The 23,915-nt window shown below is 66.2% G+C and carries 22 protein-coding genes; 12 read left to right on the top strand and 10 right to left on the bottom strand.

Annotation, left to right across the window (positions count from 1 at the left end; all coding sequences use genetic code 11):
- Positions 1-24: 24 nt before the first annotated feature.
- Genes ACWDSI_RS19235 through ACWDSI_RS19220 form a run of 4 tightly spaced genes read right to left on the bottom strand, consistent with a single transcriptional unit; the run spans position 25 to position 4,436 of the window.
- Positions 25-1,074 (bottom strand): pyridoxal phosphate-dependent aminotransferase, encoded by a 1,050-nt coding sequence (locus tag ACWDSI_RS19235; protein WP_449757503.1) that lies wholly within the window; start codon positions 1,072-1,074, stop codon positions 25-27.
- Positions 1,075-1,078: 4 nt separating this feature from the next.
- Entirely contained in the window at positions 1,079-2,110 is a 1,032-nt protein-coding gene (locus ACWDSI_RS19230; RefSeq protein WP_449757502.1) for a 3-oxoacyl-ACP synthase III family protein, read from the bottom strand.
- Positions 2,107-2,772, bottom strand: a complete 666-nt coding sequence (locus ACWDSI_RS19225; RefSeq protein WP_449757501.1) for an SRPBCC family protein — start codon at positions 2,770-2,772, stop codon at positions 2,107-2,109. The genes ACWDSI_RS19230 and ACWDSI_RS19225 overlap by 4 nt, the downstream gene beginning before the upstream one ends.
- A complete protein-coding gene (locus tag ACWDSI_RS19220) occupies positions 2,772-4,436 on the bottom strand; it encodes a thiamine pyrophosphate-binding protein (protein WP_449757500.1) in 1,665 nt (554 codons plus the stop codon). Before ACWDSI_RS19220 ends, ACWDSI_RS19225 begins: the two co-directional genes overlap by 1 nt.
- 178 nt (positions 4,437-4,614) lie before the next feature.
- On the opposite strand from ACWDSI_RS19220, the gene ACWDSI_RS19215 reads away from it, so the two are divergent.
- Complete coding sequence (locus ACWDSI_RS19215) at positions 4,615-6,102, top strand: HAMP domain-containing sensor histidine kinase (protein WP_449757499.1); 1,488 nt, start codon at positions 4,615-4,617, stop codon at positions 6,100-6,102.
- Here ACWDSI_RS19215 and ACWDSI_RS19210 read toward each other — a convergent pair.
- Entirely contained in the window at positions 6,019-6,690 is a 672-nt protein-coding gene (locus tag ACWDSI_RS19210; protein WP_449748664.1) for a response regulator transcription factor, read from the bottom strand. The two genes, ACWDSI_RS19215 and ACWDSI_RS19210, sit on opposite strands and share 84 nt — an antisense overlap.
- 106 nt (positions 6,691-6,796) lie before the next feature.
- Between ACWDSI_RS19210 and ACWDSI_RS19205 the strand changes: the two genes are divergently transcribed.
- Positions 6,797-8,077: a cytochrome P450 gene (locus ACWDSI_RS19205; RefSeq protein WP_449757498.1), complete on the top strand. Its 1,281-nt coding sequence runs from the start codon at positions 6,797-6,799 to the stop codon at positions 8,075-8,077.
- Positions 8,078-8,110: 33 nt separating this feature from the next.
- The gene (locus ACWDSI_RS19200) at positions 8,111-8,953 is read left to right on the top strand and encodes an acyl-CoA thioesterase domain-containing protein (protein ID WP_449757497.1); all 843 of its coding nucleotides are present in this window, start codon (positions 8,111-8,113) and stop codon (positions 8,951-8,953) included.
- 62 nt (positions 8,954-9,015) lie between these two features.
- On the opposite strand, the gene ACWDSI_RS19195 is transcribed toward ACWDSI_RS19200, so the two are convergent.
- The gene (locus ACWDSI_RS19195; RefSeq protein ID WP_449757496.1) at positions 9,016-9,357 is read right to left on the bottom strand and encodes a DUF1801 domain-containing protein; all 342 of its coding nucleotides are present in this window, start codon (positions 9,355-9,357) and stop codon (positions 9,016-9,018) included.
- 77 nt (positions 9,358-9,434) lie between these two features.
- Here ACWDSI_RS19195 and ACWDSI_RS19190 point away from each other — a divergent pair, with 77 nt between their 5' ends.
- The 3 genes from ACWDSI_RS19190 (at position 9,435) to ACWDSI_RS19180 (ending at position 12,065) form a co-directional block, all read left to right on the top strand.
- Positions 9,435-10,430 carry an alpha/beta hydrolase gene (locus ACWDSI_RS19190; protein WP_449757495.1) on the top strand — a complete coding sequence of 332 codons (996 nt, stop codon included), beginning with the start codon at positions 9,435-9,437 and terminating at the stop codon, positions 10,428-10,430.
- Positions 10,431-10,455: 25 nt separating this feature from the next.
- Positions 10,456-11,538, top strand: a complete 1,083-nt coding sequence (locus ACWDSI_RS19185) for an alpha/beta fold hydrolase (RefSeq protein ID WP_449757494.1) — start codon at positions 10,456-10,458, stop codon at positions 11,536-11,538.
- 161 nt (positions 11,539-11,699) lie between these two features.
- On the top strand, positions 11,700-12,065 hold the full coding sequence (locus tag ACWDSI_RS19180; protein WP_449748608.1) for a DsrE family protein: 366 nt from the start codon (positions 11,700-11,702) through the stop codon (positions 12,063-12,065).
- Between the two features lie 79 nt (positions 12,066-12,144).
- Here the strand turns inward: ACWDSI_RS19180 and ACWDSI_RS19175 are convergent, their stop codons facing one another.
- Positions 12,145-13,059, bottom strand: a complete 915-nt coding sequence (locus ACWDSI_RS19175) for a beta-propeller fold lactonase family protein (protein WP_449757493.1) — start codon at positions 13,057-13,059, stop codon at positions 12,145-12,147.
- A gap of 204 nt (positions 13,060-13,263) precedes the next feature.
- On the opposite strand from ACWDSI_RS19175, the gene ACWDSI_RS19170 reads away from it, so the two are divergent.
- From ACWDSI_RS19170 to ACWDSI_RS19155, 4 genes are all read left to right on the top strand, one after another.
- Positions 13,264-14,724 carry an MFS transporter gene (locus ACWDSI_RS19170; RefSeq protein ID WP_449757492.1) on the top strand — a complete coding sequence of 487 codons (1,461 nt, stop codon included), beginning with the start codon at positions 13,264-13,266 and terminating at the stop codon, positions 14,722-14,724.
- Positions 14,725-14,804: 80 nt separating this feature from the next.
- Positions 14,805-15,002 (top strand): antitoxin Phd, encoded by a 198-nt coding sequence (locus ACWDSI_RS19165; protein ID WP_449748605.1) that lies wholly within the window; start codon positions 14,805-14,807, stop codon positions 15,000-15,002.
- Positions 15,003-15,098: 96 nt separating this feature from the next.
- Positions 15,099-15,383, top strand: coding sequence for a type II toxin-antitoxin system death-on-curing family toxin (locus tag ACWDSI_RS19160; RefSeq protein ID WP_449757491.1), 285 nt, complete (start codon positions 15,099-15,101; stop codon positions 15,381-15,383).
- A 153-nt stretch (positions 15,384-15,536) separates the two neighbouring features.
- Complete coding sequence (locus ACWDSI_RS19155) at positions 15,537-16,574, top strand: tocopherol cyclase family protein (RefSeq protein ID WP_449757490.1); 1,038 nt, start codon at positions 15,537-15,539, stop codon at positions 16,572-16,574.
- A 61-nt stretch (positions 16,575-16,635) separates the two neighbouring features.
- Here the strand turns inward: ACWDSI_RS19155 and ACWDSI_RS19150 are convergent, their stop codons facing one another.
- A complete protein-coding gene (locus tag ACWDSI_RS19150; protein WP_449757505.1) occupies positions 16,636-16,878 on the bottom strand; it encodes a PIN domain-containing protein in 243 nt (80 codons plus the stop codon).
- A 786-nt stretch (positions 16,879-17,664) separates the two neighbouring features.
- Between ACWDSI_RS19150 and clpB the strand changes: the two genes are divergently transcribed.
- Entirely contained in the window at positions 17,665-20,217 is a 2,553-nt protein-coding gene (gene clpB, locus ACWDSI_RS19145) for an ATP-dependent chaperone ClpB (RefSeq protein WP_449757489.1), read from the top strand.
- Between the two features lie 87 nt (positions 20,218-20,304).
- On the opposite strand, the gene sigK is transcribed toward clpB, so the two are convergent.
- Together sigK and ACWDSI_RS19135 are read right to left on the bottom strand one after the other, a co-directional pair.
- Entirely contained in the window at positions 20,305-20,868 is a 564-nt protein-coding gene (gene sigK / locus ACWDSI_RS19140) for an ECF RNA polymerase sigma factor SigK (RefSeq protein WP_449757488.1), read from the bottom strand.
- A 165-nt stretch (positions 20,869-21,033) separates the two neighbouring features.
- Positions 21,034-22,671, bottom strand: a complete 1,638-nt coding sequence (locus ACWDSI_RS19135) for a dihydroxyacetone kinase family protein (RefSeq protein ID WP_449757487.1) — start codon at positions 22,669-22,671, stop codon at positions 21,034-21,036.
- Between the two features lie 32 nt (positions 22,672-22,703).
- Between ACWDSI_RS19135 and ACWDSI_RS19130 the strand changes: the two genes are divergently transcribed.
- Positions 22,704-23,702, top strand: coding sequence for a zinc-binding alcohol dehydrogenase family protein (locus ACWDSI_RS19130; protein ID WP_449757486.1), 999 nt, complete (start codon positions 22,704-22,706; stop codon positions 23,700-23,702).
- Positions 23,703-23,915: the final 213 nt, after the last annotated feature.

The raw sequence follows: 23,915 nt of genomic DNA, 5'->3' as shown, positions 1-23,915 counted from the left end.
GAGTCTGCGGTCAGGAGCGAGAACTCACGAGGCAGTCGCCGCCACCGTATGCAGTGCCCGGAGCAGTGCATCGGTGTCGGTGACGTCGCCCACCGTGATCCGCACACCGTAGGGCCGGTACTGTTTGACGGCCACCCCGCACGCCGTCAAGACCTCGCCAAGGGCGATTCCGGCGGCACCCGGGACGAACAGGAAGTTGGCCTCACTCGCGAGCGGGCGAGCGCCCACCGCGCGCAGGCGATGTTCGAGTTCGGTTCGCTCCGAACGCATTCGCGCGATCCGCGCAGCCAGTGACGATCGCTGCGCGAGCGATACCGGTACCGCCGCGGCGGCCGGTGTCGCCACACCGAAGGGCATCTCGAACTGGCGCAGCGCGGTGATCGTCTCGGGCGAACCGATCCCGTAGCCGACGCGCAGACCGGCCAGTCCGTACGCCTTGCTGAAGGTGCGCACCACGACGATTCGCGGGTGAGCGGCGAGCAGATGCTCTAGATCGGGTGCCGTGGAGGCGAACTCGATGTAGGCCTGATCGACGATCACCGTCACTCGGTCGGGCAGCGACCCGAGGACAGCGGCCAGTGCCCCCGAGTCGACGACGGCGCCGGTCGGGTTGTGCGGTGAGCAGATCGCCACCGCAACGGTGCGGGGTCCGACCGCAGCGGCCACCGCGTCGAGGTCGGGGCGTCCGAGCACGTCGAGCGGTACACCGGTCATCTGCAGGCCGAGCATGCGGGCGATGAGCGGGTACCCGCCGAACGTTGGTGTCGGCGTGACGAATTCGGGCGCTTCAGTGACGTGGTATGGGTTGTCTCGCAGACTCATCTGCAGGGCGGCGGCGATCACGCCGGTCCCGCCGGCGCCGACCGTCACCCGTGCCTCCTCGACACCCATGTGGGCGGCGATCGTGCGCCGCGTCGTGTCGGGGAGGAACTCCGGATATCGGTTCGCCTCTTCGACTGCCCTGCTCAGCGCTGCCGCCACCTCGGGCAGCGGACCGTACGCCGACTCGTTGAGGTCGAGAATCACCCGGCCCGGACCGGCGGTGCGGTCCACCGCGTGCACGAGTGGGGTCATGACGTCATCGCCGCCCGCCCCACCGGATCGCGGCAGCGGCGGCGAAGTCACCCGCGTGCGCGAACGCCGACATCATCACCACGTCGTCGGGTGCGATCCTCCCGTCGGTGATCGCCGCATCCAGGGTGACCGGGATGCCCACCGCGAACAGGTTTCCGCACTCGTCGAAGGTGTCGGGGTGCCGCTCGCGGGGCAACTCCAGCGCATCTCGCCAGTTGCGCAGGAAGATCCGGTTGGGCTGATTGGTGATGAACCAGTCCAATTCCGGTGTCGGAACACCGATCGCGTCGGCCACCTCCATCGCTACCTCCGGCACCATCCTGTTACCGCGGGCGAGGACCTTGGTGATCTTGGCCTCGGTGAAGCCGATGTGGATCTCACCGGGGCCCGCCTCCCAGTACTTGCGCGACGGGTACGACACCGAGGTCATGTCTGCGGCGTACTCACCGTAGGAGTGGGAGGCCAGGCCGAGCACCGGCGAACCGGCGCCGTCGAGCGACACCACCGCCGCCGCAGCACCGTCTCCGGGTATCCCGGCCTGCGCTTTGCCGCGCACCTGAGGCTGCGTGAAGATCTGCGCGGCACTGTTCTGCGCGAGTGCCAACAGGGCCGTCCCGCCGCCGTCGGCGCGCAGGAGCGATCCGGCGAGATCCATCATGTGCATGAATGCGGCGCACCCGCCGTTGTGCACGTCGAGCACGGTCCGTGGCCGCAGTCCGAGCCGGTGGGCCACCTCACCACCGCAGCCGCGCACCGGAACTTCGGGGAGCTGGCTGTGGGTGAGGACCACCGACACGTCGTCGAGGTAGTCGGGACCGTGCCGCTCCACCAGGGTGCGCGTGGCGCAGAGCATCATGTCTGCCGACGATTCGCCGTCGGCGGCGTGGTGGCGGAACCGGGGCGCGGAGAACATCTGGTGCCCGGACAAGTCGTCGCCCTCGGCGAACTGCGCGAAATAGTCTGCTGGTACGCGGTTTTCGGGAAGATAGGTCGCGAGGTCGCGGAGCACCGTGGTGGTGTGCGTCGGTGTGGTCATCGCTTCATCCAATCGGGGGTCAGGGGGAGTCCGTGTGCGTGGCGGAACTCGGCGATTGCGGTGAGATTGTTCAGTTCGAGTTGGTGTCCGGCGGAGAACATGTCCCAGAAGTCCCCGACCCACACCGGGCGTCCGGCGGGCGCGGTCTCCGGATACGGATTGCGGTCATAGAACGGATGGCGGCAATTGGTCCACAGGACAACCGATCCGGGTTTGTCGAGGACCATCTGCGCGTCCACCACCCGCATGAGATAGATCATCCAGAGGTGCGCGCCCTGATCCCAGGCGCAGTGATAGTCCACGGTCATCGACTCGGGATGGGCGATGGTGCGCGTGTAGATGTCGGTGTCGTCACCGAGCATGTCCTTGGCCACCCACAGCCCCGGTTCCTCGGTTTCGGCGAAGCCCCGCAGACTGTACGTCCACTCCTCGAGGGAGCGCGTGTCGGACAACCACTCGAAGAGTTCGGCCGGCGGTGCATCGACGTATCCCTGGACGGGGCAGAAGTCGCCGTAGATCCGGTCGTGCGGGTACACCGATCTGAGCATGTCGACAATGACCGGGGTGGCCACCGAGCGTGGATGGGTCTCGATCCGCATGAGGCCGTCGATGCCGGCGGCCTGCTCGCCGATATCGGCGAGCGGCGATGGATGAATGGTCATCATGATCCTTTCGGGAGGAACGGCAGGAACGGGGGTACCTCGTCGCTGTGGCATTCGACGACGAGGCAGTTGGGACCGGTTGCGGTGAACAGCTCGGCGCAGTCGGCGCCGAGTTCGTCCGCGTTGCTCGGGTGGCGCACGTCGAGGCCGGAGAACATCGACGCCATGCCGGCGGCGATATCGGTGTGCTGAAACCGGTTGACGTTGGCCGTGTCCGGGAAGTAGATGTTCTCGCGGGTGACGCACATGCCGTGCGCGTCGTTGTTCAGGACGATCATCGTCACCGGAGCGGAATGCTCTATCGCGGTGTGAAATTCCATGCCGTGCATGAAGAATGCGCCGTCGCCGGCGATGACCACACTGCGGTTCGAGGTGTCGGCCAATGCGGTGCCGATCGCGGCTGCGACGGCATATCCCATGCCGCCCATGCCCAGCGCGACACCGAAGCGGCCGCCGACGAGCGGTGTCAGGTGGTGAACCGCCGCAGCGCCGACGTTGCCGGCGTCGGCGAAAACCCGGGTCCCGGTGGGAAGGGCACCCCCGATCGCGGCCATGATGTCGGCAAGCGACGGATATGGGTTCCCCGGAACCGCGGGCGTGCGCAGGGTGTCGCGTCGCACCGCAATCGCCGGTCGGGTGATCTGAAGTCCCAGCGCAGAAAGCGCATCGTCGAGCCGGTGCACTGCTGCGGCCACCGAGCGCACCGGGATGGTCGGGGTTTTCCGGCGCGGCGGGAAGCGCCCGATGTGGTGGACGTCGACGTCGTCGAGCGCGTCGTCGACACCGGCCCGATCGGTGAGCGTCATGCGGCACCCGATCACCAAACAGACCGCCGACTCGGCGATTGCGCGCTGCGCGGAAGGGTGTCCCATCACCCCGGTGACACCGGCGTGACGATGCAGGCTGTCGGTGGCGTCGGCACCGCCGGGTGCGGCCACCACGGTGGCGTCCAGACGACTCGCGAGGTCGGCCAGCGCGGGGCCGATCCGTGTCCGGGATACCTCCTCGCCCAACCACATACACACGCGATCGCCGTGTCGCACCGCGTCCGCGAGCCGCTTCGCGAGTGCGTCGATCGCCGACATGGCCGCCACATCCAGCGCGGGAGGTGTTGTGCGCAAACCGATGTCACAGTCGCCGACGGGGGCGGCCTGGATGTCCTTGGGAATCACCAGTGCTGCGGGACGGTCGTCGTCGAGGCAGTCGAAAGCGCTGGTCAGGGCCGCATCGAGGTCGGTGGCCGAATCGAGCGGGGCGCAGTGGCCCGTGACGCCGCGCAACACGCCGAGAAGATCGATGGTGTCGGGGGGTGCGAGCATGTCCTGGAATGCCCCGCGGCCGGTCAGTGTGGTGGGAGGTGCTCCGATCACGGCCAGCACGGGTACCCGGCTGTCGAACGATTCAGCCAGCGCAGCAACCACATTCATTGCTCCGCCCCCCGACGTGGTGACCACCATCCCGGTCTGCCCCCCGAGGCGGGCCGTCGCGTCCGCCATGGCACCGGCGGCGAACTCGTGTTTGGCCACCACCACGGGCAGCTGTGCCTCCGGCGCGGCGGCGTACACGTCCTCGATGTTTGCTCCGTGGACACCGAATGCCGTTGCGACGCCGTGCCGGCGTGCCTGTTCGAGTACGCGGTACGCAACTGTGCGGTGGACTGTCACTCTGTCACCGTGCCCGCGGCAACCTGAAGGATCGCTGAAATGCCGTCCTGGTTGCATCTCGCGGCACGCGCATACACTCGGGCACACAAGCGCCTCGGCCGGTCGGCCATCGAGGTGTGGAACGGAACTGACTGTGAGCGAATCTCTCGATGCGTGCGAGCGGACCCCTCGATGGGGTGTGCGTACACAGTCGACACTGATCGCGGCCATCACGGTGACGGTGGCGCTCGTCCTCGGCGGCGTGCTCATGCTCGTGCTGGTGCATCGGGCGAACACCGAGTCGATGTACCGCGCCACCGGACGTCAGGCGTATCAGATCGCGACCGCGGTGCAGCGCGGAGGAGTGGCGGCGGTGGACCCCGACGATCTGGCGCCGGGCGCGGGCGTCGACATGGTGCAGGTGAGCAACGCCGACGGGGTGGTACTGACCGCGTCTCCGGGTGCACCGGGCAAGCACATCCATGTGAACGGGGCACACGCCGGTGCCGACGTCGCCGACCCCTACTACGCCGACGACGTGCGGATTCCCGGATACAGCGGGGTGTACTGTGCCACCGTCGTCGGCGCCGAGTATCAGGGGCAGTACTACGAGGTGGTCGCACTCGATCTCGCCTCGGGTATCCGCGACAGTGAGTGGACCGCAGCGACACTGATGGCGGTCGAATTGCCGGTGATCGTCGCGCTCGGCGCCGCCGCGGTGTATCTGCTTGTCGGCCGGTCGCTACGGTCGGTGTCGCGGATATCGCGGCGCGTCAACGAGATCACCGCGAGCCAACTCGAACAGCGGGTACCGGTGCCCCGTGCGAAAGACGAGATCCGCACCCTGGCGACCACGATGAATGGGATGCTGCAGCGACTCGATGCGAGTCATCAGGCGCAGCAGCGGTTTGTCGGGGACGCCTCGCACGAACTGCGCAGTCCACTGACCACCGTCGTCGGGCTTCTCGACCTCGCCGACGACACCGGCGCCGCCCTCGATGTGACGACCGTCCGTAATGTCCTGCTCCCGGAGGCCCGCAGGATGCAACGGATCGTCGACGACCTGCTGCTGCTGGCCCGCGCGGACGAGCGAGGCCTGCCGATCGCGTCGACTGCGGTCGACCTCGACGACATCGTGGGTGCCGAGGTTGCGCGACTGCGCCCACGAGCGCTGCTCGCCGTCCACTCGCACATCGAGGCGGCTCGTGTGTCCGGGGATCGCGAGATGCTGGCTCGTGCACTGCGCAACCTCACCGACAATGCGGTGCGTTATGCGCGCACGGCCATCTGGCTGCACCTGCGGGTGGTGGGCAGTGAGGCCGTGGTGACGGTGAGCGACGACGGCCCGGGTATACCGCGGGCACAGCGAGACCGTGTCTTCGACCGGTTCGCTCGCCTCGACGCCGACCGCCGCGACGTGACCGGAAGCGGACTGGGGCTCGCGATCGTCCGCGAGATCGTCAATGCGCATGGGGGACAGGTGCGCATCGTGGACGGTGACACCGCGGGCGCCTGCATCGAGCTGCGACTGCCGATCAGCGATATCGGGTCGCAGCGGCGCAAGGCGGCATCATCGGTGGAACGTGAAAGTCGTTCGGCTTCATCAGATCTCGCGGAGTCGGTACCCGGCGCCGCGGATGGTCTCGATCGACGACACACCGAACGGCTCGTCGATCCGGCGCCGTAGATAGCGGATGTAGACCTCGACGATGTTGTTGTCGCCGTCGTAGTTCTCATCCCAGATGGATTGGAGGATAGAGGTTTTGGACACCACTGTGCCCTTGTTGCGGATCAGGTACTCGAGTACGGAGAACTCCCGCGGGGTCAACTCGATGGTTTCGCCGTCACGCGCGACGCTTCGTTGCGCGGGATCGACCGATAGGCCGCCGGCCTCCAGGACCGCGGGGCGCTCACGCACTCCGCGGCGCACCACGGCGCGCAGATGTGCCTTGAGCACCACCACCGAGAACGGTTTGAGGAGGTAGTCGTCGGCACCGTAGTCGAGCGCCTCGGCCTGATCGTATTCGCCGTCCTTGGCCGAGAGCATCACCACCGGAACCCACACCGAACTCTTCCGCAGCTCACGCAGTACCTCGTAGCCGTTGAGGCCCGGCAGCACGATGTCGAGGACGATCGCATCGAAGTGTTCGTCGCGGGCGCGTCGCAATCCGTCGACGCCGTCGGACGAGACGGCCACATTCCATCCCTCGCTGGCCAGGACCCGCCGCACCGTCTCGGCGACATGCACGTCGTCGTCGACCACCAGCACCCGCACACCGATCTCCTCTGCGCTCGCCGCATTGCGCCCAGAGAAGGGCAGAAAGGGCATCATGCGTCACCGAATTCTCTCCGACCCCGACCCTGTCTCAACCCTACGCGCGGTGAGGGGGCCCGCGATCGTGCCGATCCGGGCGGCGATGCGGGTGCGGTCGGATCCTGCCGGATTCGCCCTTGAACTGCGGCAACGGTACGGTGACCTCTCGGTACTGAGGGTCATGGGGCGAGACATCGTCGTGGCGCAGGGGCCCGAACTGGCATCCGAACTGGTGCGCGACGCCGACCGCGCCTTCGCGAACGAACCCGTCTACGGGTTCGCGCTCGGCAGCCTGTTCGAGCGCGGCATTCTGCTGATGGACAACGACGAGCACCGGCGGCATCGCCGGATCATGCAGCAGGCTTTCACCTCCGATCGGCTCGACGACTATCAGTGTCGTATACATGGGCTCGCCGAGGCGGCGATGGAACGGTTTCCGCGGGGCTCGGTGGACATGCGCGCCGAGCTCAAGGCGCTGGCACTGGACATCGCGCTCGACGTGTTCGCCGGTGAGAACCTTTCCCGCGCCGACGCCAACCGGATCAACAAGGCATTCGTCGAACTCATCGAGGCCGGAGGTGCGTTGGTGCGGATGCCGATACCGGGAAGCAGGTGGCACCGCGGACACCGGGCCCGCCGGGTGGTCGACGACTTCTTCGGTGAGCTTTTGCCGCAGCGTCGCCGCAATCCCGGATCCGACCTCATGTCCGCGCTGTGCGAGGCCCGTGATGCCGACGGCGAGCAACTATCCGACGAACGCGTCGTCGACCACATGCGGTTCATGCTGTTCGCCGCGCACGACACCGCCACGATCGCCATGACATCGATGGCCTACCGGCTCGGACGCAACCCGCTCTGGCGCGATCGGCTGCGTGCTGAGGCCGAATCCGCCGGACGCGCACCGTCTCTCGCGCAGTTGCGGGACTCAGATGCGATGCAGTGGGTGTTCAAGGAGTCGTTGCGGCTGCGTCCGCCCGTACCGGTGATCCCACGTGCCGCGATCAAGGACACGTCGTTGGGTGGGTACCACATTCCGGCGGGCACCTTTGTGATCGTCGTGACCGGCAGCAACCACCGCCTCGACGATGTCTGGGCCGAACCCGAGTCGTTTGTGCCCGAAAGGTTTTCCGCGGATGAGGAGAAGCGGCGCCACCGTATGGCGTGGATGCCGTTCGGGGGCGGGGCGCATCAGTGCATCGGCATGCACTTCTCCTTCATGGAGGCGGCCACCGTGCTCCATCACATGCTCCGGCACCTCGACTGGTCGGTACCGTCGGCGGACTATGAGCACACCGACACCGCGCTGACGACGAACCTCGGCTTCACCGCAGAGGTGCGTGGGCCGTGACACGACGGTAGATGGGGATGGTAAATACAGAAGATGCCGTTCTATTTCACCGCCGACGGGGAGACACTGACGCCGACCAACTACGCGGGTAGTCCGTGGTCGCCGAAACAACTGGGCGGGCCGGTGGTGTGCGGGGCGTTCGCCCGGGCGCTCGAGCGCTTCATCCCCGAGGGATTCCAGCCGATCCGGCTCACCGTCGACATGTTCAGCCCGGTGCTGCGCCAGCCCTTCACCGTCGACACCGAAGTGATGCGCCAGGGCTCGCGGATCGTCGTGGTGGACGCGACCATCGTCCAGGAGGGAAAGCCGCGTGCTCGGGCGGCGGCTGTGATAGCGGTGGAGGCCGACGATCCGCGCGGCGAGACGTGGCATGCGCCGGTGGACGCCTTGCTGACCGCTCCGGACCGTACCGCGGTGGCGGGCGGCAACATTCCGCTGTTCCGCAGTGGCGATCACGACTGGACCACCGACTACCTCTCCAATCAGAACGCACGACGCAAGAGCGTGTGGCAGGATCAGGCGCCGCTGGTCGACGGCGAGGAATCGTCGGGATTCGTGCGCGCGGCGATGGTCGCGGAGAACACCAGTCTCGTGTGCAACTGGGGAACCGACGGCGTTGGGTTCATCAATTCCGATCTCACCGTTGCGCTTTCGCGGATGCCGCGGACCCCCGATTTCGGTCTGCTGGCGATCGACCAGCTGGTGGGTGCCGGCGTCGCGGTGGGCAGTGCGTACCTCTTCGACCGCGACGGCGCGTTCGGCATGGCGACGGTGACCGCCCTGTCGAACACCAGGCGCCAGCTCGACATCGCCGGACTGGCCGACGAGCACGGGTGGAGCGAGGGTCCCGACGCGCGGCGATTCCGGGTGCCGTGACCGCGTCGCCGATGGAATGTCGCCGATGGAATTGGGTGCTTCTGGAGGATTTGGGAGACTCGTCACGCACGGTTGTAGGCGACGGCGGCCCGAATCAGGTCACCGAAGGCGTCCGCGTCGAGGGTGTCTCCTTCTTTGAGGTCGACGGCGCGGCGCGTTCCGGCGGTGAGGCTGGCGTTGAAGACTTTGCTCGGATCGGGCAGCGCCGCACCGTGCGCGAAGGTGAGTTTGATCTTGTCCTTGTAGGTCTCCAAGGTGCAGACCAGGCCGTCGAGCGAGAACGTCGGCACCCCATCCGGATTGGACGGTTTGCGCCATTTGACCTCTTCGGTGATGTCCGGTTCGGCCGCCATGATCAGTGCCCGTACCTCGTCGGCGCGTGTCGCGCGCCAGTCGCTGCTCATGGCACCAGACTATGTTGTCTAGACGCGGCACAACGCGCGTTCCGGCGTGACCGGAGAACTGGCGATGGAGAAGGTCCATGCACTCACTGATCAGGCGGATTCTCGCCACCGCGGCCATCGTGGCCGCCGCGATGCTCGCGCCGACCGCTGCTTCGGCGCACGCCGCTCCGGCGACCGCCCCGTCGATCGTCACGGCCGACGATCACATCTCCCTCACCTGTCTTCAGCAGCGCGTCGACGTCTCCGCGCGTTGGTATTTTCCCTCGCATGAGGCCGTCGGCCTGGTGTGGCTTCAGCACGGGTTCTTGCGTTCGGGCGCCAATCTCGCCGGCATGGCCAAGGCCTATGCCGACCAGGGCCTGCTGGTGGTGGTGCCGACACTCGACTCGTTCAGTACGGCCGGTTGTTCGGTGGCCAACAATCTCGCCGACAACACACCGTTCATTTCGACGATGACCGATGTGTTTGCGCACAGCACCGATCCGAAGGGTGCGCTCGCGCAGAGTCTGGATCGGGCCGAGCGCCGATCGCACGTCACCGGCGTGACGATGCCGGCGAAGATGCTGTTCTCCGGGCATTCGGCCGGCGGAGAATTCGTCCTGACCGCAGCGAACGAGCTGCGGCGCGACCACCCGGCGGTTTACCGCCGACTCACCGGACTGATGCTGTTCGATCCGGTGAATTCCTTCATCGGCAACAACTTTCACACCGCGGCCGTTGAACTCGGGCGGGCTGGACTGCCGATCAGGGTGCTCTCGTCGCCGCCGTCGCTCTCCAATGCCGGAGGCCAAGGTGTGCGGTGGCTGCAGGAAACCACCCGCCAGCACTTCCTCGGCGCGCAGCTGACCACCGGACTGCACATCGACGTCGAGGGCAGCGACACCGACGCCATCGGCATCGCCTCGGTGTTCGGGGTGCCACGCCCGGAGAACGTGCAGATCCTCCGCAGGTTGGCGCCGCGCTGGGTGAGCGACATGGTGATCGGTGAGAAGTCTGCCGACTACTACCCGGGTGGGCGCTATTACGACATGCTCCTGCGGACGAATCAGATCTCCACGCTGCGCGTGGGGTAACCGGGTCACCGGTATTCTCGGATTCATGGCGCCACCAGCTCTGTCGCGCCGGGAGCCCAGCCGCGATACCCGGTTCTGCCGCAGCGCCGACGGCACCCGGATTGCCTATGCGATTCATGGCAGCGGTCCGCCATTGCTGCTCGCGTCGTGCTGGCTCAGCCATCTGGAGTTCGATTGGCAGAGTCCGGTGTGGCATCACTTTCTCCAGGACCTGGGAAGCATCGCCACGGTCATCCGCTACGACGAGCGCGGCTTCGGCATGTCCGACTGGGACGTCGACGATTTCGGACTCGAGGCACGCGTTGCGGACCTGTCCGCGGTGATCGACGCGGCCGGTCTCGACCGCTGCGCGATCGTGGGTATGTCGCAGGGTGGCCCGGTCGCGGTGGCGTATGCCGTGCAGCAGCCGGCACGGGTCAGTCGGCTCATTCTGTACGGAGCCTATGCGGCCATCGTCCGTGACGCCGAAGCGATGGAACTCGAAGACATGCTGCAGCGATTGATCAGGGTGGGATGGGCTCGTCCGGACAGCACGTTCCGTCGTGTCTTCACCCAGCTGATGATTCCCGGTGCATCCGAGCAGCAGGCGTCGTGGCTCGACGATCTGCAGGTACGGGCCACCTCTGCCGACAACGCCGCGCGGTCGCGCGAGGCTCGCGCCCAGACCGATGTGACGTCCCTTCTCGCCGACATCGGGCAACCGACCCTGGTGATCCATGCCCGCGGTGACCGCTTCAACCCATTCGCCGAAGGCCGTCAGCTGGCCGCCGGAATTCCCCACGCGCGCTTGATGTCCCTGGACAGCGACAACCACATCACGCTCGCCGACGAGCCGGTGTGGCCCGAGGTGGTCAGGGAGATCGGGGCGTTCATCTCGGGCGACGCGGTGTCGACGCCCGACACACCGTCAGTGCTACGCAGTCTGACCACCCGCGAACGCGACGTCCTGCAACTCGTCGGGCGCGGCTACGACAATGCGCGGATCGCGCAGGAACTGTCGCTGTCGGTGCGGACGGTCGAACGTCATCTCGGTGGGGTCTACGCGAAACTCGGGTTGAGCGGACGGTCGGCACGGGCCGCGGCGGTGGCCCGTCTCATGAGTGGTTGAGCGCAGGGTCGATCAGTCGACGGTGTCCGAAAGTACGTGGTAGCCGCCACCGTCGCTCGTCGACGTCGAACCAATTGTGGCGGCCGGCACGGATTCCCGCGGCGGGTTCGGATCGTAGCGTTCGTGGTGTCGAAATCTTCCAGACCCACGAAGGAGTAAACGTGAGTGACAACAAGGCTGCCATCAGTCTGACCACCGGCCTCGAAGACGCGGAGAAGGTGACTGTCGCATTCCTCGTTGCCGTCGGTGCCGCCGAAAGTGGCCGTCCCACAGTAATGTTCTTGACGAAGGAGGCCGTTCGCCTCGCGGTGAAAGGTGTCGCGGTGGCCACCGCCTGTGTTGACTGCCCGTCGCTGCAATCCCTGATGGAACGCTACGAGACTGCAGGCGGTCGCTACCTGGTGTGCCCGATCTGCGTGAATTCCAAGCACATCGATCCGTCGACGTTCATCGCCGCGGCCGAGATGGGTGGCACCGTGCAACTGTGGGAGTGGATCGGTGACGGCGCAACCGCCTTCAGCTATTGAAGTGCGGACAACGGCACGCTTCGATGGCCGCGGGCACCGTATTGCTGAACGCCGCTGAGCATCGAATCCGTCTCGGTCATCATGTCACCGTGATGACCGAGACGGTGTTGTCGTTGGCGTTGGCGACGTACACGGTGGTCCCGGTCTGACTCACCGCGATTCCGGTCGGCCAGCTTCCCACGGCGACGGTGTCGATGACGGCCAGCGTCGCGGTATCGATCACCGACACGGTGCCGTCGCCCATGTTCGTCACGTAGAGCAGCGAGCCGTCGGGATTGGTTGCGGCGTCGACCGACCAGCGGCCCACCGGGATCGTCTGGGTGACCGCGTTGGTGGCCGCGTCGATCACGAAGACTGCGCCTCCGGTGTATTTCGCGGTGACCGTGTAGACCGTCAGGCCGTCCGGGGCGGTCGCGATCGCCGCCGGACCCTCCCCGCCGGGGGTCGTGCCGATCGTGATCGTCGTCTTCACGACGTTGTCGGCCGCGTCGATCACCGACACCGTTCCGCTGTTGATGTTGGTGACATAGGCACGCGAGCCGTCGGGCGTGAATGCGACCCGCTGGGGCGTCTGGCCGACACCGATCGTGGTGGTGGTGACGGTGTTCGACGTCGTGTCGATCACGGTGAGTGAGTCCTCTCCGACGATGACGTACGCGAAGAGACCGTCGGGATCGGCGATCACCTGCTGCGGAGCGCTGGGGAAGCCGATCTGACCCGTGACGAGGTTGGTTGCCGTGTCGATCACCTGCACGGTGTTGTTGCCGTTGACCGCGAGGTAGGCCGACCCGTTGGGGGCGATTTCCGCGCATTGCAGGTAGGCGCCGATCGGGATGGTGCCGATCATCGTGGCGGTCGCGGTGTCGATCACGGAGATCGCGCCCCCCGCGCTGGTCTTGCCGTTGTCCGCGACGTAAGCGTGTGCGCCGTCGGCGGTCAGCGCGATGTCCACCGGATATTCGCCGACGGGGATGGTGGCGGTGACTGTGTGCATGGCTCTCGTCCTCGTCGCTGGTGCGCATCCTTGTGAAGCAAGGTTCGCAACGGCATGGCCTGCGGTCACGAGTAGCGCGCTACCTGTTCCGACAGCGGGGGCGGGCCGGTGACAGCACGACGGCAGTCGGTGACAGGTCCACGACAGCGGGCCTTCTTACCGTGAGGTTCATCAAGCGTCCCTCTGACCGTGAGGAGGTCCCAGATGACCACCACCGTGAGCGCGACCGGCACACCGTCGCGCACCTATACGTCCCTCGCCGCGGCGGCGATCCCGCTGGCCGCGCTGTGTCTGGCCTTCTTCGTCGAGATGGTCGACAACACGCTGCTCTCGATCGCGTTGCCGACCATCGGCCGCGACCTGGGCAGCAGCACCACCGCCCTCCAATGGATCACCAGCGCCTACTCGCTGACCTTCGGCGGGTTGCTGCTGACCGCCGGGTCGGTGGCCGACAGGTTCGGTCGTCGCCGTGTGCTGATGGTCGGCCTCGGCGCATTCGGTGCGCTGAGTCTGCTGGTGCTGGCGGTGACCACCACCGGCGAGCTCATCGCGTTGCGCGCCGCGCTCGGGATCGCAGCGGCCATGATGGCCCCGATCACCAATTCACTGGTGTTCCGGCTCTTCGACGACAAGACCCTGCGCATGCGTGCGATGACCGTGATGATCGTCGTCGGCATGAGCGGGTTCATCCTCGGCCCCATTCTCGGCGGCACCGCCCTGGCACACGTGCGGTGGGAATGGCTGCTCGTGGTGAACGCGCCGATCGCGCTCATCGCCGCCATCGGAATTCGCCTCGGCGTGGCGGCCGACACCCGCGACGGACTGACCGACGACAGACTCGACATCCCCGGCGCGCTGCTGAGTATTGCCGCCATCGGTCTGGCGTGCTGGTCGCTGACAAGTGGGGTCGATCACGGCTGGCTGTCGGCGATGACGGTGGCCTCGATCATCGGATCCATCGCAGCCGCAGTGGCCTTCGTCTGGCGTGAACGTCGTACCGCCGCACCGATGCTCGACCTGACGATGTTCAAGCTCGGAACGGTGCGCGGTGCCGCGATCGCTCAGGTGGGATCGTCCGTTGCGATGGCCTCGGTGATGTTCGGGCTGATCCTGCACTTCCAGTACGCGTGGGGATGGAGCCCGATGAAGGCGGGCCTCGCCAACCTTCCGATGATCGTCACGATGCTGGTGGCCACACCGCTCACCGAGTGGATGGTGAAGCGCTTCGGTCACCGGATCGCTTGTCTGATAGGAGCTCTGGCGCTGACCGTATCTCTGGTGGGTCTCGCCTGGGGCGTCAACCACGGGTACCTCGCCATCGCGGTCTGCATGGTGTTGCTGACGATCGGTCTGCGGACCGTGATGACGATCTGTGCGGTCGCACTGGTGGACGCGATGCCGGCCAACCGCACCTCGATCGGCACCGCACTCAACGACACCGCACAGGAAGTGGGCACCAGTGTCGGCACTGCTCTGGTCGGCACCATGATCGCGGCGCTGGTGGCCACACACCTGCCCTCCGGGACATGGAGCAGCGATCTGGTGCACACCTTCTTCCACGGCGAGAGCGTCGCCTACGCGGTGCTCGCGGTGGTGGTCGGCGTCATCTCCGTCTTCGGTGCGCTCACTCTCACCAACTCGCACAGCACCGAGGAAGCGCACTGACATCGCTTTGGCCACCGCGAGGTACTAACTGGTACCCAATCCGGTGCCGATGGTTGCGACGTGAATGGAAGAACTCAACGATGCCGTCACTCAACATCGAATTCACCGATGCGGAACACGCCCAACTGAAGGCGGCGGCCGAACGAGAGGGCACGTCGCTGAAGGCATTTGTCCACAATGCGGTGATTGATCGGTCGAGCAACTACCGCCAGCGCGTCGAGGACCTTGCCCGGGAGGGGGCCGAGTGGTCGGCTGAACTGAACCGCAGACTCAAGTGACGATCTACCTCGATCGAGACGCGGTTGTCACTTGTCGGTTCGATCGCATGCGAGGAGCCCCTTGTCGTCCGCGACGAGGGGCTCCTTCAGTCTGCGGTGGCGCGACCCAAGGCGTCGGCGTTCGGTCTCGACGCCTACCCCGATGAATGGGGCAAGGCCGCCGCGCTGCTGCAATGGCTCACTGCGAACCACCCGTTCGTCGATGGGAACACGCGGATTGCATGGCAATCCGCTTACGTCTTCCTGGGCCTCAACGACATTCACCCCGAGGTCGCGCTGGATAACGATGGCGCCGAGGACTTCATGAACGCGGTGGCCACCGGCGACCTGGTCGACTGGAGAGACATCGGCAGGATCCTTCACAGCCTCTACACGACGTAGCGCGGTCGATCCCGGGAACCGACCTGCAAGCGAGCGCGTCCCGATGTGAACGCTGGCCGGCGGACTGTAGGCGCCAGTCGAAAGCGACCCGCATCACACCAGCTCGCGGTAGCGTCGTGACAGGCACGCAGCTGCAGGGACTGGGGGAGAAACATGTCTCGTCTGACCTCGTGGTATCGCTCCAGCGGCGCGGACCGTCCATTCGGCAATCTCCTTGCGGGGCACGGTGTGGCCATGGAGGGCTACTTCTGGCGGTTCACCCAACCCGACCGGGGACGCACGCTGATCGCATTGTGCGGGGTCAACACGGCTCCGGACGGCGAGCGTTGGGCCACACTGGGTATGGCCTCCCATCCGAATCGAATGCTGCGGACGTCTGCGCATCCAAATGCGTCGGACAATCCCCGCGTCCTCGAGGTCACCGCAAGTCCGGCCTTTCGCGCCGACATGGGCGAGGTCCACATGGATCTTGGCGCGGATTCGCGACTCGACGTCCGCGTCGACAATCCTGTGCCGTGGCCGCGACATTCGCACGGCGCCTCGGGTCTTTTCCACTCCGTGCCGGCACTCAACCAGTATTGGCATCCGTGGCTACTCGGTGGCCGGGCGAGCGGCACCGCCACCGTCGGCGACGCGACATGGGACCTCGACGGCGCTCAGGTGTACGCCGAAAAGAATTGGGGTCGTGAAGGATTCCCGGAGAGTTGGTGGTGGGGTCAGGCGCAGGGATTCGCCGAGCCGGACGCGTGTGTGGCCTTCGCGGGCGGAATGGTCCGCGCCGGACCACTCAAGACCGAGGTCACTGTCGTCGTGGTGCGCCTGCCGGGTGGACGTCTGGTGCGGGTCGGCGACCCGCTGATCTCTCCGGTTCGCGCACGGGTGACCGACGAATCATGGTTGCTGCAATCCGCCGGACGACGTTACAGCGTACGAGTCGAAGGCACCGGCCGATTGGGCGATGCACATGTGCTGCCGGTGCCGATTCCCAGCCAGCGACGCAACATCCCGGGGGCGATCGAACATCTCGGGGCACGTATGACCGTCGAAGTTCGGCGCCGCGGCGGCGAGATTGTGTGGGCCGGGGAGTCGGTTCTCGCAGCGTTGGAGCACGGTGGCATCGACCGTGCCCGGGCTGAAATACTGCGCCGTGGAGGCGATTCGGATGACACCGACGCACCTCCGATCGCCTGAGCTCTGAGTTATCCAACCACCGCTGCACCGCACTTGCATTGTGGCCCGCGGGATTTCCAGGTCACGTGTCTTGGTCGTTGTGCACCTCGGACAGGGCGGATCGTATCCCTGTGTGGGTGAAGTCATTCCCCTTCCAGAGCAGTGGAAGGTCTCGATGGATTGCCAGCGCGTAAGAGAAGCAGTCCCCGAGGTTCAACTCGGCAGGATGGCCCATCCCTTTGCCGAAGTCCCGGAATGCCTGACGCGCAATGTTGCCTTGCGCCTTGTCGGTATCCACCACGCCGACCCCGTTCACATCGAGGATGCGATCGAGTCTCCGGCCGGCCGCGGGAATCTTCTTCGCATCAACTTCGATGCCAGCTGACAACGAGGGCGGCGGCCGCTGCCTCTGGATGCATCGACGAGGTCATCATTACGCGCGGTAGATCTCCACGTGAGCTCCGGTCACGACGCCGACATTGAACGACGGCGCGCCCCAACTCGAACTACAGTTGCCCGACGCTCGACCGGTGGGCACAAACCATCGACTGGATTGTCTGTAGGGGCCGAACTCATAGAGCGGGAATCTGTTGGGAACACCGTGGAGACCCCAACACTCCACGATCAGCACATACTCTCTGCTCTGGGGAGCGCCGCTGTCGTGACATGCCACCGACGCACCGAGCGGATCCCACCGGACGTCGCACTTGTTCGTATCTGCGCGAGCATCGCCGGCACCGGCCAACACAAGGCCGGTCGCGAGGAGTGCTGCGATTGCCGCACCTACCCGTTTCGTCGAAATGCGTGTTGCTGACATGACGGACCTTTCAGTGACCTATGTCACAGTAGTCGTCGTGACGGTCCGCATCGTTACGGCCGCTGTTGCGGATTCGAGACTCGGTGCTCGATGGTCAAAGAACTGGCTGCGCACGGGCGCTTATGAGTTCAGTCCAGAAACTGACCGCGCGCGGCAGCAATGTAAAGTGACTCAAGTCACAAGTACGACCTAAACCTGAGCGGAATGCACTCAACTCTGCGTGCGTTGCACACTCTGATTGGCCATAATTGAGCCATACAGACTTAAGAACACGTAGAGAAAGGTGCACACGAAGTGGACAGCTTCACCCCCACCACCAAGACCCAGCAGGCGCTGAGTGCTGCGGTGCAGGCGGCGGCCGCTGCTGGCAACCCCGACGTGCGTCCCGCCCACATCCTGGTTGCGCTGCTCGATCAGTCCGACGGCATCGCATCGCCGCTGCTCAAGGCGGTCGGAGTCGATCCGTCGAGCATTCGCGCACAAGCCCAGGCGATGGTCGATCGGGCGCCCACGGTGTCGAGCGCCAGCGCCCAGCCGCAGCTCTCCCGCGAGTCGATCGCGGCGGTCAGTGCTGCCCAGCAACTGGCCACCGAATTGAACGACGAGTACGTCTCCACCGAGCATCTGGTGGTCGGCCTGGCTACCGGCGATTCCGATGTGGCCAAGCTGCTGCACAATGCCGGCGCCACCCCGCAGGCCCTGCGGGAGGCGTTTGTTGCCGTCCGCGGCAGCGCGCGGGTCACCTCCGAAGACCCCGAATCCACCTATCAGGCTCTGGAGAAGTACTCCACCGACCTCACCAAGGCGGCCCGTGAGGGCAAGCTCGATCCGGTGATCGGCCGTGACGCCGAGATCCGCCGCGTGGTGCAGGTGCTCAGCCGCCGGACCAAGAACAACCCGGTGCTCATCGGCGAACCCGGTGTCGGCAAGACCGCCATCGTCGAAGGCCTCGCCCAGCGCGTCGTCGACGGCGATGTGCCCGAATCCTTGCGCAACAAGACGGTCGTCTCCCTGGACCTCGGCTCGATGGTCGCAGGCGCCAAGTACCGCGGCGAGTTCGAGGAGCGGCTCAAGGCCGTCCTCGACGAGATCAAGGGCTCCGCCGGACAGATCATCACCTTCATCGACGAGCTGCACACCATCGTGGGTGCCGGCGCCACCGGCGATTCCGCCATGGACGCGGGCAACATGATCAAGCCGATGCTCGCGCGCGGCGAACTGCGACTCGTGGGTGCCACCACCCTGGAGGAGTACCGCCAGTACATCGAGAAGGACGCGGCCCTGGAGCGTCGTTTCCAGCAGGTGTACGTCGGTGAGCCGAGCGTCGAAGACGCCATCGGCATTCTGCGTGGCCTCAAGGAGCGCTACGAGGTGCACCACGGTGTGCGCATCACCGACTCCGCATTGGTCGCTGCTGCAACGCTTTCCGACCGCTACATCACCTCGCGCTTCTTGCCCGACAAGGCCATTGACCTCGTCGACGAGGCCGCATCGCGGCTGCGGATGGAGATCGACTCGCGCCCCGAGGAGATCGATGCCGTCGAGCGTGTGGTCCGTCGGCTCGAGGTCGAGGAACTCGCCTTGGAGAAGGAGACCGACGCAGCGTCGAAGGACCGCCTGGACAAGCTGCGCCAAGAACTCGCCGACGAGAAGGAAAAGCTCAACGAGCTCTCCGCCCGTTGGCAGAGCGAGAAGACCGCCATCGACGCGGTGCGCGACGTCAAGGAGGAGCTCGAACTGCTCCGCGGCGAGGCCGATCGCGCCGAGCGCGACGGAGACCTCGGTCGGGCCGCCGAACTGCGGTACGGCAAGATCCCGGGCCTGGAAAAGGACCTGGAGGCCGCGATCGAGAAGACCGGCACCGATCCCGACCAGGACGTGATGCTGCAGGAGGAGGTGGGCCCCGACGACGTCGCACAGGTGGTGTCGGCATGGACGGGCATCCCCGCGGGCAAGATGCTCGAGGGGGAAACCGCCAAGCTGCTGCGCATGGAAGACGAACTCGGCCACCGGGTCATCGGTCAGAAAGAGGCCGTGGTGGCAGTGTCCGACGCGGTGCGTCGAGCACGTGCCGGTGTGGCCGACCCCAACCGGCCGCTGGGTTCGTTCCTGTTCCTCGGTCCCACCGGTGTGGGCAAGACGGAGCTGGCCAAGGCGCTGGCGGAGTTCCTGTTCGACGACGAGCGCGCGATGGTGCGCATCGACATGAGTGAGTACGGCGAAAAGCATGCCGTGGCACGGCTTGTCGGCGCTCCTCCCGGCTACGTCGGTTACGAGCAGGGCGGACAGCTCACCGAGGCGGTGCGGCGTCGTCCGTACACGGTGGTGCTGTTCGACGAGGTCGAGAAGGCCCATCCCGACGTGTTCGACATCCTGTTGCAGGTGCTCGACGAGGGACGCCTGACCGACGGGCAGGGACGCACCGTCGACTTCCGCAACACCATCCTGATCCTCACCTCCAACCTCGGTTCCGGGGGCGATCGCGACCAGGTGATGGCGGCGGTGCGCGCGGCGTTCAAGCCGGAGTTCATCAACCGTCTCGACGACGTGGTGATCTTCGAGGCGCTGAGCCCCGAGGAACTCGTCTCCATCGTCGACATCCAGCTCAACCAACTGCAGAAGCGGCTGGCCCAGCGTCGCCTGGAGCTACAGGTGACACCCAAGGCCAAGGAATGGCTGGCCGAGCGTGGTTTCGACCCGCTGTACGGCGCACGCCCGCTGCGGCGGCTGGTGCAGCAGGCCATCGGCGATCAGCTCGCCAAGGCGCTGCTGGCCGGCGACATCCGCGACGGCGACGTGGTGCCCGTCAACGTGTCGGCCGACGGAGAGTCGCTGGTTCTCGGCTGACGCCGATGAACGTATGAGCAGTCGAAAGGCTCTGCCCTCACCGGGCAGAGCCTTTCGTCGCATCATCTGGCTACTAGGGGCGGCTGCTCAGGCCGCGGGGGCCACGTGCGGTTCGAGCCGCTTGAGCGCCTGCCGGATGCGTGACTTCACCGTCGGCAGTGCGATGCCGAGTTCGTCGGCCACCTCTCGGTAGGTGAGGCCGCGGAAGTACGCCAGCTCGATCGCCTCGCGTTGCAGCTCGGTGAGCCGGTCGAGCACCGACCTGACCTCCCGCACCGTCTCTCGTCGTTCGGCCGATTCGATCACCACGTCGTGCTCCACGCGGCTCGGCTGTTCGGCGTTGGTGTAGGCGAGAGTCCTACGGCGCGAGGCGGATTCGGCGCGGACGCGGTCCACCGACCTGCGGTGTGTGAGGGTCATCAGCCAGCCGAGTACCGTTCCTGATTCTGGGCGGTAACCATCGGCGGAGCGCCATACGTTGAGGTAGACCTCCTGCGTGGTCTCCTCGCTGAGCCCGGGATCGCGCAGGATGCGCAGCGCCATGCCGTAAACGCGGTGACTGGTGAGGTCATAGAAGCGGGCGAAGGCCGTCGCGTCGCGTTGTCCGATGCGGTCTACGAGTGCAGCGAGTTCGTCAACGGAATCCACCATCATCACTCCCTCACGTGCTGACCCCCGTGCACCGAACCTAGTGCGTGGCGCCGACCGGGCGCCCGGGTCACGGAGCAATTGCGATGAAACCGCAATCCACGTCACGGTGCGATAACGGTGGTTGGGCGGTGCGGTGAATCGGAGGTGTCCGCCAAGTGTGACCGATCAGTCGGCGGTGTCGGCGGCGGCGCGATACAGCCAGGAAACCACGAGTGCGCCGGGATCGACTACGCCTCTGGCATTTTCGCCCACATAGCTTGCCCTGCCCTTGGTGGCGGTGGTGTCTCGTGTCGCCTCGGCACCGGACTCCGCACTCTCGGCGACATCGGACAACGATCCGCCTTCCCCAAGGGTGTCGGACGCCGGCGAGAGTGCGTCGACCAGCGTTTTGTCGCCCACCTCGGCGCCACCGAGTGTCTGGATCTCGTGGAGCGCCGACGCCGATCCGTCGCGCAGCGCGGCGGTGAAATCGTCCTCGTCGGCAAACTCCTGCGCGAGATGGCGGAACAGCACGCCGAAGATGGCGCCCGACGTGCCGCCGGCGCGCACCAGATACGACGTGCTGATCGCCTTGAGAACGTCGGCGTCCGATCCGCGCAGCGGAAGGTCGAAGTGCCCCAGCGCCGCCTCCATGTTGGTGCCGAAATCGCCGTCGCCGGCCTTCTGATCGAGTTCGGTGAGGTCGTCGATCGATTCCTGCACCCGCTTCACGAACGCGGTGAGCCAGGCGTTCTCGTCGCCGCTGTCGGCGGCGTCGTCGGGCTGGGCAAAGGAGGTGTCGACGAGTTTGGCGGGGCTGCGGGCCGGTGCCGCTGCCCAGCCGGGAGCGCCGGTGGGGGCGTCGAAGAGTTCGAGGAGCTCGTCGTCGGTGCGCAGGAGCGTGATCGACACGCCGGTCATGTCGAGGGCGGTGATGAAGGTGCCCACCATCGGGCGGGCCACGGTGATGCCGCGGCGGTCGAGGTCGGCGAGCGCCTCACCGAAGACCAGGTCGAGTTCGAGCGGATGCGCCGAACCCAGCCCGTTGACCAGGCAGATCACCTGCTCGTCGCGTACCAGCGAGAGCGAATCGACGATGGGGTCGATCATCCGGTTGACCAGTTCGCGTGCTCCCACCTTGGTGGCCTGCTCCACCCCGGCCTCACCGTGGATGCCCACACCGAACGCCATCTCGTCGTCGTCGAGCTCGAACGTGGGTGCGTCGGCGCCGGGGATGGTGCAGGCGTGATAGGCCACGGCATAGCTGCGCGCGTTGTCGACGGCGCGGCGCCCGATCTCGGCCACCGCGGCGAGGTCGTCGCCGCGGGCCGCGGCCGCGCCGCACACCTTCTCGACCAGGATCGTGGCCCCGGTGCCACGACGACCGGGACCCGAATCAGATTCTGTCGCAACGTCATCGGCGACGACCACCGAGTCGGTCTCGATCTCGTCGGCGAGCAGATGGCGTGCGATGCGGAAGTTCATCACGTCGCCGGTGTAGTTCTTCACCACGTGAAGTACGCCGGCGCCGCGATCAGCCCACTTCGTCGCGCCGACGATCTGCAGCGCGTTGGGCGAGGTGAACACCAGGCCCGGGCAGGCGGCGTCGAGCATGCCCGGGCCGATCATGCTCGAATGCATTGGCTCGTGTCCGGAGCCGCCGCCGGAGATCACCGCCACATGCTGGTGGTCGCCGCGATCGCGTCGGTGGAGGAAGCCGGGGTCGTTTTGCCAGCCGATGTCGGGGTGTGCGGCCACGAAGCCGCGGAGCGAGTCGGAGATGAAGGTGGACGGTGAATTGAGGATGTAGCCGTGGACGCTCACCCCTCTACGGTAGCCCCGAGTAGCGTCGGGCTATGGCCGTTACCTCCGCGATCGCCGCGTTAGTGCCGGGTCCGGTGGATGCCGACACCTCCTTCGTGGAGATCGACCTCGACCTCGGCGAGCCCGGCCCGCACGACCTGCTCGTCGAGGTGCGTGCGGTGTCGGTGAACCCGGTCGACGTGAAACAGCGCGCGTCGTTCGAGCCGGCGGAGGCGCCCAAGGTGCTCGGCTTCGATTCCGCGGGAGTGGTTGTCGCCGTGGGTGCCGACGTCGAACGGTTCGCGGTGGGTGACGAGGTGTACTACGCCGGCGTCATCGACCGCCCGGGCAGCAATGCGCGCTTGCAGCTCGTCGACGAACACATCGTCGGACGCAAACCGGAGAACCTCTCGTTCGCCGAGGCGGCTGCGCTGCCATTGACCAGCCTGACGGCGTGGGAGTCGTTGTTCGAGAAGCTGCGGGTGAACAGGGTGGAGGAGGAGACGTTGCTGGTTGTCGGCGGTGCGGGTGGGGTGGGCTCGATGGTGATCCAGCTGGCACGGGCGCTTACCGAACTCACCGTGATCGCCACCGCGTCGCGGCCGGAGTCTCTTGAGTGGGCGCGGCACATGGGTGCGCATCACATCGTGTCGCCGCGCGAAATGAGTAGCGCTGTACCGGGAATCGTGCCGGAAGGCGTTGAGTACGTGTTCTCGCCGCATTCGGCCGGGAATGTGGACACCTATGCCGAGATCATGCGGGTGCACGGTCAGGTGGTGGCCATCGACGAACCCGAGGGCCTCGACACGTTGCCGCTCAAGCAGAAGAGTCAGAGCTGGCATTGGGAATTGATGTTCAGCAAGCCGCTGTTCTTGCCCCACGACGACTCGCAGCATCGGATTCTCGGTGAGGTGGCCGCGCTGGTGGAGGCCGACCGCGTACGCACCACCGTCAACCGGGTGTTCGACGGAATCACGGTGGAGAACCTGCGGGCCGCGCATCGGCTGTCGGAATCGGGGGAGGCGGTCGGCAAGATCGTGCTTGGCTGCTGAACTTCGGTGGCGAGCGGCGTCACGGTGGTTTCGACAAGCTCAACCAGCGGGCGGTGGTTTCGACAAGCTCAACCAGCGGGTTGGGGCGCTCAACCAGCGGTGGTTTCGACAAGCTCAATGAACCGTCCTGGATCGGATGGAGACCTGGTTTAGGCCACCTCCGCTTTGGAGGCGACGGTGTCACGGTAGCGCGTCTCGTATTCGATGGGTGGG

It is taken from the genome of Gordonia sp. NPDC003429 (genome assembly GCF_053588575.1).
This window is presented reverse-complemented; position numbering and strand designations above follow the sequence as displayed.